At 59.4% G+C, this 11758-nt stretch carries 10 protein-coding genes and 1 pseudogene; 5 read left to right on the top strand and 6 right to left on the bottom strand.

The window, feature by feature from the left end:
* Nucleotides 1-45 precede the first annotated feature (45 nt).
* Nucleotides 46-777 carry a Crp/Fnr family transcriptional regulator gene (locus CPA42_RS01290; protein ID WP_002517201.1) on the top strand — a complete coding sequence of 244 codons (732 nt, stop codon included), beginning with the start codon at nucleotides 46-48 and terminating at the stop codon, nucleotides 775-777.
* Nucleotides 778-859: 82 nt separating this feature from the next.
* Here the strand turns inward: CPA42_RS01290 and CPA42_RS01285 are convergent, their stop codons facing one another.
* The 3 genes from CPA42_RS01285 to CPA42_RS01275 are packed head-to-tail and all read right to left on the bottom strand — an operon-like array spanning nucleotide 860 to nucleotide 1781.
* On the bottom strand, nucleotides 860-1315 hold the full coding sequence (locus CPA42_RS01285; protein WP_002517122.1) for a RidA family protein: 456 nt from the start codon (nucleotides 1313-1315) through the stop codon (nucleotides 860-862).
* Nucleotides 1312-1485, bottom strand: coding sequence for a DUF4177 domain-containing protein (locus tag CPA42_RS01280; RefSeq protein WP_002517217.1), 174 nt, complete (start codon nucleotides 1483-1485; stop codon nucleotides 1312-1314). The genes CPA42_RS01285 and CPA42_RS01280 overlap by 4 nt, the downstream gene beginning before the upstream one ends.
* Nucleotides 1482-1781 (bottom strand): WhiB family transcriptional regulator, encoded by a 300-nt coding sequence (locus CPA42_RS01275; RefSeq protein ID WP_002517165.1) that lies wholly within the window; start codon nucleotides 1779-1781, stop codon nucleotides 1482-1484. Before CPA42_RS01275 ends, CPA42_RS01280 begins: the two co-directional genes overlap by 4 nt.
* A gap of 106 nt (nucleotides 1782-1887) precedes the next feature.
* On the opposite strand from CPA42_RS01275, the gene CPA42_RS01270 reads away from it, so the two are divergent.
* From CPA42_RS01270 to CPA42_RS01255, 4 genes and pseudogenes are all read left to right on the top strand, one after another.
* On the top strand, nucleotides 1888-2913 hold the full coding sequence (locus CPA42_RS01270; protein WP_002517228.1) for a Gfo/Idh/MocA family protein: 1026 nt from the start codon (nucleotides 1888-1890) through the stop codon (nucleotides 2911-2913).
* Between the two features lie 105 nt (nucleotides 2914-3018).
* On the top strand, nucleotides 3019-3162 hold the full coding sequence (locus CPA42_RS01265; protein ID WP_024513536.1) for a hypothetical protein: 144 nt from the start codon (nucleotides 3019-3021) through the stop codon (nucleotides 3160-3162).
* Nucleotides 3163-3175: 13 nt separating this feature from the next.
* A complete protein-coding gene (locus tag CPA42_RS01260) occupies nucleotides 3176-4435 on the top strand; it encodes an SLC5/6 family protein (RefSeq protein ID WP_002525221.1) in 1260 nt (419 codons plus the stop codon).
* A gap of 21 nt (nucleotides 4436-4456) precedes the next feature.
* Nucleotides 4457-5837, top strand: a pseudogene (locus CPA42_RS01255) (L-cysteine desulfidase family protein).
* 114 nt (nucleotides 5838-5951) lie between these two features.
* Here CPA42_RS01255 and ileS read toward each other — a convergent pair.
* The 3 genes from ileS to CPA42_RS01240 form a co-directional block, all read right to left on the bottom strand.
* Nucleotides 5952-9320 carry an isoleucine--tRNA ligase gene (ileS, locus tag CPA42_RS01250; protein WP_002518675.1) on the bottom strand — a complete coding sequence of 1123 codons (3369 nt, stop codon included), beginning with the start codon at nucleotides 9318-9320 and terminating at the stop codon, nucleotides 5952-5954.
* Between the two features lie 645 nt (nucleotides 9321-9965).
* On the bottom strand, nucleotides 9966-10556 hold the full coding sequence (locus tag CPA42_RS01245) for a hypothetical protein (RefSeq protein ID WP_002518673.1): 591 nt from the start codon (nucleotides 10554-10556) through the stop codon (nucleotides 9966-9968).
* A gap of 11 nt (nucleotides 10557-10567) precedes the next feature.
* On the bottom strand, nucleotides 10568-11719 hold the full coding sequence (locus CPA42_RS01240) for a hypothetical protein (RefSeq protein ID WP_002518672.1): 1152 nt from the start codon (nucleotides 11717-11719) through the stop codon (nucleotides 10568-10570).
* Nucleotides 11720-11758: the final 39 nt, after the last annotated feature.

The raw sequence follows: 11758 nt of genomic DNA, 5'->3' as shown, positions 1-11758 counted from the left end.
AGCTGCCACAATGTAGGCACACGCCCGGCCACGAATGGTCGAACGATGCACGTGCTCATGAGGGGAGATGTTCGGATGGCAAATGTGGTGGCAACAGCGGCGACCCAACCGTTCTTCGCAACTCTCGGCGCAGCCTCGGCCGCCCGAATCATGGCCATGTGTGAGGCGTCAGTCTGCCCGCGAAATACCGTGATCTTCGAGGCCGGAGACTCAGCTGACAACCTGTACCTCGTCGTCGAAGGAAAGGTGAAGCTCACTCGCTCCACAACTGCCGATGACCTCACTCCCCGCGACTCCCTGTTGTGGCTTATGGGCCCCAGTGACATGTTTGGGGAGCTGTCGCTGGTTGACGGCGGCACCCGCTCCACGACGGCCACCACTGTGACCCGCTGCAGCCTGCTCAAGACTCCGGGTGCGCAGATGCGCGAGCTCGTTAAAGGCCGTCACGACGTCGCCCTGGCTATGTTGGGACGCCTGTCGGAGCGCCTGCGTCGAGCCGACGACAACACCGCCCATTTTGTCTCCGGTGACGTCCCAAGTCGATTGGCGTACACCCTGCTCGACCTGGCACGACGCTTCGGTACCGCGAACCCGTCAACTGGGCACATCGTGGTGCGTCACGACCTCACCCAGCACGAGCTCGCCCAGGCCGTCGGCTCCTCCCGAGAGACCGTCAACAAGGCGCTGACGGATTTCGCCGCTCGGGGATGGATCGCAGCGCGACCCAAGGTTGTCACCATCATGGAGCCGGAGAAGCTGGCATCGCGGGCCAACTGAGTTCGCGGCACCTCACATCCACAAGTGTGGGGGCCAGGCGTTAACGCCTGGCCCCCACAGTGTTGTTCTGGAACCGGCGCGATCAGACTTCGACGGTCAGTTCGACCTCGACGGCTGATCCGAGTGGCAGGGTGGCCACCCCGACGGCGCTGCGGGCGTGTCGGCCATGCTCGCCGAAGACCTGGCCAAGCAGCTGCGACGCGCCGTTGGCTACCCCAGCTTGACCGGTGAAGTCCGGGGCGGAGTTGACGAAGACGACCACTCGGACAATCCGCTTAATGGCGTCCAACCCACCGGCCACGTCAGCTGCCGCAGCGATGGCGTTAAGAGCAGCGGCGCGGGCAGCCTCAGCGGCCTGCTCAGCGGAAACGGCGTCTCCCACCTTGCCAACGGCAGTCAACTCACCATCAACGAAGGGTAGCTGACCGGAGGTAAGAATCTGTGATCCGGTCTGAATGGCCGGCACGTAATCGGCAACCGGAGCCGCAACTGGAGGAAGAGTAATCCCCAATTCGGCACACCTCGTTGTGGCGCTCATCGGGGTTCCTCCTGGTCAGGCAGCGGACGTTTGAAGTAGCCCACTAGCGAATCGGGGTTGGGGCCGGCGACGATCTGAACAAGTTCCCAACCGTCGGCTCCAAAGTTATTGAGGATCTGCTGCGAAGCGTGCACCAGAATCGGTGCTGTGAAGTACTCCCATCGGGTCATGACTTCACCCTAGCCGTCTTCGTCAGAGTTCCCCGGTCAGCGAGCAGCACATCGCGCCAACTCGTCACGTCTGGACGCTCACGCAGCAAGCGTCGCCTCTCACGCTCGGTCATACCGCCCCAGACCCCCCACTCAAGCCGGTTATCCAGGGCTTCAGCAAGGCATTCCGGACGGACGCGGCAGTCAGTGCAGATACGCCTAGCTCGGCGCTGCTCTTTTCCATCCGGAAAGAGGGCATCTGCCATACCGCGGCAATTTGCCTGGAGCGTCCAATCGTCAGCTTCATTGCTTTCCACGAATCTCACGGTACGCGATACGGATGCTTTTTGACAAGGGACCAAATAGTCAAACTGACTGCACGATGGACCATGATATCGCATACACCTACTCTAGAGTTACCCCATGGACACCACGACCACCATCGGTTGGGGAATCGCAGGCACTGGACGTATCGCTCGCACGATTCTTAAAGACTTCGCACATGTCCCGGGAGCACGCATCTGCGCTATCGCGTCAAGGTCGGCAGCCCGCGCCGATGCTTTTGCCGATCTGGTTACTCAGAACCTGAGTTGTCCCCGCCCAGACACTCATGATTCCTATGTCGACATGATCACCAACCCCACAGTGGACGTCGTTTACGTGGCAACCCCGCACCCTCAGCATCGACCGATCGCCCTGGCTGCCATTGACGCCGGGAAGGCTGTTCTCGTCGAGAAATCCTTCGCCGCAACTGCCCATGCGGCTGCCGAAATAGCTGAGGCTGCTCGGGCTAAAAGGGTCTTTGCCATGGAGGGGATGTGGACCCGGTTTTTGCCTGTCGTTACCGAGATGATCGACGCCGTAAACAATGGCGCGATCGGCGAGCCGACGGGTATCCAGGGAGATTTGTTCGCCCTGCGCGATTATGACCCTGACGACCGTCTCTTCTCCCCAGCTCTAGGTGGTGGAGTAACCCTTGACCTCGGCGTCTATGCCCTCGATTTCGCCATTCGCCTCTTTGGAGAGCCCACCGAGGTCATCGCCCGTGGCAACCACTTCCCCAATGGGGTGGATTCCGACGCTTCGATGCTGCTGACTTTCCCAAAGAACAAATTCGCCACGCTGGCCATCTCGTTCACCTCCGACGGTCCGGGACGCATGACTATTCAAGGCACCGACGGCTGGATAGAGGTCGAGCCTAGGTTCCACCACCCCAGCCGTATCCTCATCCACCGCCGCGGAGTCATCCCGGAGATCCACAACACCCCCGCGCTGGGCCGCGGCTACGCTCACGAACTCATGGAGGTCTGCCAATGTCTGCGAGCCGGACGCACCGAGAGCCTGACGATGCCACTCGACGACACGCTGGCGGTAGCCAGGACGATGTCTCGAGTCCTCGACCAGCTCGGTGTGGAGAACTACGACGACACTGAACTGTCCCACGCCTGAACCTTGGGCCCGACAACAGGCCGTGACTCCTCAGATCACTCGCCCACTCCTCGCCCCCTCCAGGAAATCGTACGGACGCTAGTAAGTCCAAACTCCGTGACTGACGTGCCACTTCCCTTACGTCCCTGCTGGATAATCATGGACACCTCCACGACTACCTGTTCGATGCAGGGTAAGGAGTATGCTAACATCATCAAAAATCCGAATCTCGACGAAGTTGGTTCCCATGAATACATTGGTCACTGTTGACCGACCTGCCAGTATGACCGAGCAGGAATGGCGAAAAGCCATCAAATTTGACAGCACCGACTGGGGCTGGATCATTATGAGCATCGGCATGGCTATCGGTGCTGGTATTGTATTTCTTCCAGTGAAGGTCGGCTTAGTCGGATTGTGGGTTTTCCTCGTCTCATCGGTGATCGCCTATCCCGCGATGTACCTGTTCCAGAGGCTATTTATTAACACTTTGGCCGAATCACCCGAATGCAAGGACTACCCAAGCGTCATCTCAGGTTATCTGGGAAAGAACTGGGGCTTTTTTATCGGTATCCTCTATTTCATCATGTTGGTGATCTGGGTATTTATTTATTCGACAGCCCTCACCAACGATTCCGCCTCTTTTCTCCATTCCTTCGGAGTGACCAAAACTGTGTGGTCGCACAATCCGTTCTATGGTCTGGTTGTCATCTGCATCATGGTGGCGATCGCCTCACGAGCGGAAAAGATCCTTTTCCGAATCTCGACGGTGATGGTACTCACGAAACTGTCTGTCGTGACTTTCCTCGGCCTCGCGATCATCGGCAGCTGGAACCTGGCGAACGTCGGGGCCTTCCCGAGCTTGGGCTACCTGGTGAAACAGACCATCATCATGCTCCCATTCACATTGACCTCGATACTCTTCATCCAGTCACTCAGCCCGATGGTCATCTCCTACCGGGCCCACTACAGGTCAATCGAAGTAGCACGTCACAAGGCCTTGCGCTCCATGAACATCGCGTTCAGCATACTGTTCATCACAGTCTTTTTCTATGCCATCTCCTTCAACTTAACCATGGGACATGACGTAGCGGTGAAAGCCTACAATCAAAACATCTCGACCTTGGCGATGGTGGCCCAGGGCATGGGAGGCACGACCGTCAAGATTTTCTCCTTGATTCTCAACATCTTCGCCGTAATGACGGCGTACTTCGGGGTGTTCCTCGGCTTCCGTGAGGCATGCCAAGGAATTGCGATGAACGTGCTACGCCGCCTCATCCCCGAGGAGAGAATCAACAAGAAAATTGTTTCATGGTCCATCCTCGTCTTTGCAATCCTAGTGTCGTGGGGTGCTATCCTCCTCAATGCCCCTGTGCTGAGTTTCACCTCCATCTGCAGTCCCATCTTCGGCATGATCGGTTGCCTCATCCCAGCGTATCTTGTATTTAAAGTTCCCTCACTTCACAAATTCCGACGCCCGAGTCTAATTCTCATTATCGCAACAGGAATTCTTCTAGTTGTCTCGCCATTCCTGGCTTTCAGCTAATTCTTATCAGAAAGGTTGATCATGACACCCTTGGCGACCGAAGGAGTCCGGAATGCCGACTCGATGCAGAAAACACGATGTCAAACCCCGCTTTCTCCCTCTGAGATCAACAACCTCATTGAGGCCCTCCACCAGGGCGTGACCCCAGCCACCGGCTGCACCGAACCGATTGCCTTGGCCTATGCCGCAGCGCGCGCCAAACGAGCTCTTGGAAGCGACGCGAAACAACTCGACTCTCTCCACATTGACGCTCGGGTATCCCCCAACATTATGAAGAACGGCATGGCCGTCATGGTCCCCGGCACCGGACGGCCCGGCCTCGAGATCGCCGCAGCGGTGGGAGCCCTCGCAGGCAACCCCGATGCGGGGCTAGCGGTCCTGGCCGACGTCAGCGAAGACGCGGCAGAGAAGGCGCGTCACCTAGTCGATTCAGGAGCCGTCGAACTCACTGTGGCCGATGTGGACGATGACCTCTATGCCGAAACCGTCCTTCACCTCGATGGTCACCACGCTCGAGCCTGTATTGCAGGCGACCACACAAACGTATTCCTTGTCAGCCGCGACGACGAAGTCCTTGAGAGCAAGGAACGCCCAGCCGCAGGCCACGTCCCCCCGACGGCCGCACTCCTCCAAGGCCTCAGTCTGGCCAAGATCTACGATTTCGCTACCACCGTGGATATTGAGCGCATCGAGTTCATTACCGAAGCCGAACGCCTCAACAGCGCCTTGGTCGATGCTGGACGAGACGGCTCCTACGGGATTGGTGAAGGTGCCGCCATACTCGGATCGATCGACCGCGGCATGGCCTCAGACGACCTGTGCACACGCATGACCGCATACACTGCAGCCGCCTCAGACGCACGAATGGGCGGTGCCCCCTTTGCCGGCAATGACCAACAGTGGATCAGGCAACCAAGGCATCGTCGCCACCGTCCCAGTCACTGTCGCGGCGGACTACGCAGGTGTCGACCACGAACGGCGCGTGCGCGCCCTGGCCCTCTCTCACGCCGTCGCGCTCTACGCCCACGCCGGGCTTCCCGTGCTCTCCGCCTTCTGTGCCGCGACCACAGCAGCGATGGGCGCGGCAGCCGGGATCTGCCTGGTGTTAGACGGCTCCTACAGCGCGGTGGAACGCGCAGTCGCATCAATGACCGGCGACGTCGTCGGCATGGTCTGCGATGGTGCCGGCTGCAGCTGTGCGTTGAAGGTCTCCGCCTCAGCGAATGCAGCCGGCCGTGCCGCCTTGCTCTCGCTGGCAGGCCGACGTGTACCTGGAACGAACGGGCTGGTACACGATGACGTCGACGCGGCGATTCGCGGCATCGGCCGGCTGGGAACCGAAGGAATGAAACAGACCGATCCGGAGATCCTGTCGCTGATGATGGCGAAACAGACCGTCTGAATCACGGGACCATCGGCCCAGCCTCAGCCGGGCCGATGCGCGAGGTACCGCGTCGCGATATTGCTCCGTCGATCCACACCTGGCGACTGGCCGGCACGGCGACCGTCTGTGTCCTCAGACCTTGACGACCTTGACCGCCAGTCCTAGGTCCGGCTCGACGGCCCAGTCGTCGGCGCGGGGCTCACGCGACATCTGGACCGCCAGCACCTCCTGACTAATCTGCTCAGCATGCTCCTCGATAGCTGTAGCCAGATCTGCACTAGCAGACCACGCCAAGGTGATGCGGTCGGAAACGTCGAGTCCAGCCTTCTTGCGGCTGTCCTGGACGAATCGGATGACCTCACGGGCTTGCCCAGCGCGAGCCAACTCGGGGGTAATCTCCAAATCGAGAGCCACCGTCTCACCCTGCTCGTTGACGACGCTCCAGCCTTCCCGAGGACGCTCGGAGACGATCACATCGTCAGCGGTCACGACGGCCTTACCTCCCTCGACCTCTGGTACATCCATCTCGACGGACCCCTTGATGGCCAGTTCGGAGGCAAGCCACTCGGGATCGGCAGCGGCAATAGCGGCTGCGACCTTCGGAGTGGCTTTAGCGTACTTCTTGCCTAGGGCCCGGAAGTTGCCCTTCGCGCAATGATCAACGAGGTCCCCAGCCGCAGTAAAGGAATCCAGGGCCATGACGTTCAGCTCAGACCGGATCTCAGCCTGCAAATCCTCGTCCAGTTTAGCCAAGGCGGCACCAGAAATGAGGGCGCGAGACAAAGGCTGACGGATCTTGGCCTTGGCCTCTGCACGGGCACCGCGCCCCAGCTCGACGATGCGTCGGGCCAGATCCATCGATTCGGACAGGGACTCGTCGATGAGCGAGTCGTCGGCCACCGGCCAACTTGCCAAATGGACCGACTCCGGGCCGTGCGGATTTGTCGTCACGAAGAGGTCCTGCCAGACCCGCTCGGTGATAAACGGAACCATCGGTGCCATCAACTTAGTGAGGGTTTCGAGGGTCTCGTGCAACGTCCACAGGGCACCCTCATCGCCGTCCCAGAAGCGACGGCGGGACCGGCGCACGTACCAGTTAGACAGCTCGTCGACGAACTGAGCAATAAGGTTGCCGACGCGCTGGGTGTCGAAGTTGTTCAGCGCCTCAGTAACGTCGCGTACCAGCACATTGGTGGCACTGACGAGCCAGCGATCCAGCACGTGACGCTCTGTTACAGCGGGGGGGACAACCCCCCCGAACCCCCTCGAGCCCACAGCGGGGGGGACGACCGCATCAACAGCGGGGGGGACGACCCCCCCGAACCCCCTCGCCGGGTCGGCATCATGCTGCGTGCCTTGAGCTGGAGACCACCCATTGGCGCGGGCGTAGAGGACCTGGAAGCTCACGGTATTCCAGTACGTCAACAGAACCTTGCGGACCGTCTCCTGGATGGTCTCGTCACCGACGCGTCGTGCACTCCATGGGGAGCCGTCGGCCGCCATGAACCAACGCAGCGCGTCGGCACCATGAGAATCCATGAGCGGGATAGGCAACAGGATGTTGCCAAGGTGCTTGCTCATCTTGCGACCGTCCTCGGCCAAGATGTGGCCCAGACACAGCACATTGCGGTACGAGGACTCGTCAAACACCAGGGTTCCGACGGCCATCATGGTGTAAAACCACCCGCGGGTCTGGTCGATGGCCTCACAGATGAAGTCACCCGGGTAGTGGGACTCGAACTTCTCCTTCGAACCGGGCACATGCGGGTATCCCCACTGGGCGAAGGGCATCGAGCCCGAATCGAGCCAGGCGTCAGCCACCTCGGGCACCCGGTGATAGGTATGGCCGTCTCGGGTGAAGGTCACCTCGTCAATAAACGGGCGATGCGGATCCATCCCGGTGAGGTCACGCCCGACGTACTGGGATAACTCGGCCAGCGACTCCACACAGATGACGTCGGAGCGATCGTCGTCGTTGCGCCACAACGGCAACGGAGTACCCCAGTAGCGCGACCGGCTGACAGCCCAGTCGATGTTGTTCTCCAGCCAATCACCAAAACGGCCATGCTTGATCGTCTCGGGATACCACGTGGTGACCTCGTTCTGGGCCAGCAGTTGTTCCTTAACCTTCGTCGTGCGGATATACCACGAGGGCTGGGCGTAATAAATCAAGTGGGTATCACAGCGCCAGCAGTGCGGGTAGGAGTGCCAGTGCATCTCCAAGCGGAATAGAACTCCGCGCCTGTCGAGATCTTCGCATAACGGCTTGTCGGCGGTCTTGAAGAACTGCCCGCCCACCAGCGGCACGGATTCCTCGAAGGTACCGTCGGGGCGAATCGGGTTGACCAGCGGCAACCCGTAGCGACGGCAGGTCTGTAGATCGTCGGCGCCAAAGGCTGGGGCCTGATGCACCAGCCCGGTGCCATCTTCGACGGTGACGTAGTCGGCTAGAACGACGAAGTTTGCGTCAGCAGGGGTGGGACGTCCATCAACCGTCACCCGCTCAGTCTTCGGCCACTCCAGGAAATTGTAGGGGCGCTCGTAGGTCCACAATTCCATCTGCGAGCCCAAGAAGGACTCGCCGGTAAGGCTCCACCCCTCACCCAGCACTTTTTCGAACAGTGGCTCAGCGATGATGAGGTCCTGGGAGGCCGGATCCTCTGCGGAAGCAGTAGCGACGGCATCGGATCCCTCCGGAACCGGATCCCGGTGGGCGACGACGTATCGCACCTCGGGGTGGACGGCCACAGCAGTGTTCGATACGAGGGTCCAGGGGGTGGTCGTCCACACCAGCAGCTTGGCGCGTCCAGCCAGCGGGCCCGACGTCACCGGGAATCGCACATAGATCGACGGGTCGCGGTCATCCTGGTAGCCCTGAGCCAGCTCATGGTCGGACAGGGTGGTGCCACAGCGCGGGCAGTACGGGGCCACGCGGTGGTCCTCGCCGAGCAGACCTTTATCCCAGATTCGCTTAAGACCCCACCACACCGACTCGACGTAGGACGGGCTCATCGTCCAATACGCCTCATCCATATTGACCCAGTAGCCCATTCGCTCGGTGAGTTCGCTAAAGGCATCGACGTGGCGGGTAACGGACTCGCGGCATTTGGCATTGAACGGTTCAACGCCGTACTTCTCGATGTCAGGCTTACCGGAGAACCCGAGCTCCTTTTCAACGGCCAGTTCGACGGGTAGACCGTGACAGTCCCAGCCTGCCTTGCGGTCGACGCGGAACCCCTGCATCGTCTTGAAACGCGGGAAGATGTCTTTGAACACCCGGGCCTCAACATGGTGAGTACCTGGCTGGCCGTTAGCGGTCGGCGGGCCCTCAAAGAAGGTCCACGGTTGGCCGTCCTTGGTGGCCTCCAAGGACTTGTCAAAAGTGTGCTGACGAGCCCACAGATCAATGATCTCGTGGTCCATCGCGGGCAGGTCAATCTGTGGCGGCACGTTGTTGTACTGCCTGCAGTTGTCGGAGCGAACTGGGTTCACATCGGTCATCGCAGCGGGTGGTCCTTCGTCTCGGGTCACCGAGGGACGAGCACACCGGATTCTCCGGGTACCCGCGGTACCACCCTCCTTGCACGACGTCAACGACGTCGGCCTCTCGGTTAGTCGATCGCTGCTGGTTCTACTAAGGCGGTGTATGCACTCGCCCGTTCTTCCAGCGACTCCGGGGTGATCGCCCCATCACTGCCTTGCGGTCGCAAGCATCTTACTCCAACTGGAGAAAACTGTGGCGGGTCTCCGGGCATGATGGCAATGATGTCGCTCTACGGCATTGTTGCCACCACAGACGCCAGGAACGCCCATCACCTACCGAAATGCCACACACCTGGGAGCTCCCCCGGCCTGCACGTAGTCACTTGATCGAGGCCTTGCCGCAAACACCCGTGGCAATCAGGTTTCAGAGTCAACAACGGACCACTGAGATGCTCTGTGCGCGGTAATAGCCACCTTGGGTATCCGGCGTCCTAGACGTCTTCCGTCATGGGTAACACGAGCTAGGTTGACATGAAAAAAGAACACCCAAGTGTGCTTGAGGTGTTGCTCGTTCCCGTCTCGATGGTCCCGCCTCACCGTCATGCTCGTGTGCCGGAGGGACCCCACCTGCCCACACTGGTCAGTTGACCTCGCGTATGAGGATCACCCACGATTACGCCACGGGCGGGGCTTAACCAGCGAGGCAGAGATCCCTAGAAGGCACAGAGCCACTGAAAGCACTGCAGACAGTACATCTGTGCGATCCTTCACCGGCCAAGACCACGGAGCTTCGAAACTTGCGGTACTCCCCGCCAATAGACTCATGAGAACCCAGATAGTCGCAGGTAGGGATGACAGCCTCGTGACGCCAAGTGCGTTGGCAAGAAGGGTCACCCCAGACAATCCGACAGTATTTCGCGTGGCAACCATTCCGACGGGGAGATTTCCCACATACGCCACAATTCCAACAAGGACGGCCGGCGTCGTTGACAGGAGACAATCGGCAAGTGCAGTCCGCCGCTCGGATCCTGCCTCCAGCCGCGTGTCACGCCGCGAAAGACACCAACCTTGCACGATGACCACGCACAGGGGAACCACGGCGGCGTTAGAAACGTCAACACCTCTGCCTGTCAAAAACGGGGGGATCGCGATTATGACTTCGGAAGTGAGTCCGATGAGGACACAACAAACCACAGTCGCTGCAAGCAAAGATAACAGGGATCGATTTCGAGCCCAGGCTCTCCAGCCCAGCACCACATTACCGCTCAACATGTCCGAAGCCGGGCTCGATCATGTTCAATGATGCTGACCTGCTTCTCGATCGGCAGCCGATCGATGGATTTCAACCACTCACGAGTCTCTGGGGATAATGCCGTGTCTCGCACCTCGATGCCTGAATGTTCCACCAACCACGCGACAACACGCTCCTGAACATCTTCCACCCAGGTCTCCACTTCGTCTTGACGAACTTGGCATGGAGCAACAGCCAGGCCCTCCGCGACTGCCGATAGTGCGGGTAATGCCGATTCAGACACATCCTCTGCCGACGCCGACCACCAAACGATTGTTTGAGTCGATTGCCCAATGCCCTGCCGGTATGCCCTTGGAACGTGAACCCCGTTAGCCCTCCACGCAGCATCTGCCTTCTGCACTATGGGCCCCAGCAGTTGGAGGTCGTGCGCATCCCAGGTACACACCGTGGGATCCTTCAAACACGTCTGCGTTCCAGTTCGAGGCACGGCAGGAAAAGCACCCACACCCTCCACCTCACGGAACCCAATTAACACTGTTGAGACCAACCCGATAATCAAGATCACGGTCACGATGACACTTGAATGATGGCGCCCCCTACTCGCAATAAACGCCACCATCGACACGACAAGAACACCGCACGCCATCGTCATGCCGGCCGCAAGGACTTGCGGATCTAGCATCTCCCCCGCATTACAGCAGTCCATGTAATAGCCAACCAGATACCTCATTTCTAGTACCGATACGGCCGGTCCATACAAAACGAGTATAAATGGGATCAAAAGAGCCGTCGGTGCCGATAATGCCAATGGCCATGACATTCCAATCACGGCGCCAAAGACACCCCACGCGAGCATCCAGACAACACCAATCAACGACATTTTTACAATTTGATCCCCAGATCCTGAAAGCAGAACGAAAACGCCTACAGCTATTGTAGAAGGAAGAACAGCAATTTCCCACCACGGCGCCACAATTCTCAGCCGAGACCGCTTGGATAATCTCTTTAGAATCTGACCTTCGGTAAATCTCCGAAGTTCCAAGCAAGTACTCAGCGCAACAGGCCCCGCAACCATCATGAATGCGTAAAGTATACTGGAAGCCCGCTCAATAGCTGAACGCGCCGGAGGGTTCCCAAATGCCCCATACCACCACATGAGCAGCATTACTGGCACAAGACGCACGCCATAAGACCGTCGGAGCAG

The sequence above is a fragment of the Cutibacterium acnes genome, from assembly GCF_003030305.1.
Taxonomy (GTDB): Bacteria; Actinomycetota; Actinomycetes; order Propionibacteriales; family Propionibacteriaceae; genus Cutibacterium; species Cutibacterium acnes.
The sequence above is the reverse complement of the archived record's forward strand: the minus strand, read 5'-3'. Positions and strand labels throughout refer to the sequence as shown.

Coding starts and splice junctions, on each gene's coding strand:
- ileS (WP_002518675.1), bottom strand. CDS start 9,320: ATGACCGATGTGAACCCAGTTCGCTCCGACAACTGCAGGCAGTACAAC.
- CPA42_RS01285 (WP_002517122.1), bottom strand. CDS start 1,315: ATGAGCGCCACAACGAGGTGTGCCGAATTGGGGATTACTCTTCCTCCA.
- CPA42_RS01240 (WP_002518672.1), bottom strand. CDS start 11,719: ATGCTGCTCATGTGGTGGTATGGGGCATTTGGGAACCCTCCGGCGCGT.
- CPA42_RS01290 (WP_002517201.1), top strand. CDS start 46: ATGCACGTGCTCATGAGGGGAGATGTTCGGATGGCAAATGTGGTGGCA.
- CPA42_RS01270 (WP_002517228.1), top strand. CDS start 1,888: ATGGACACCACGACCACCATCGGTTGGGGAATCGCAGGCACTGGACGT.
- CPA42_RS01280 (WP_002517217.1), bottom strand. CDS start 1,485: ATGACCCGATGGGAGTACTTCACAGCACCGATTCTGGTGCACGCTTCG.
- CPA42_RS01260 (WP_002525221.1), top strand. CDS start 3,176: ATGACCGAGCAGGAATGGCGAAAAGCCATCAAATTTGACAGCACCGAC.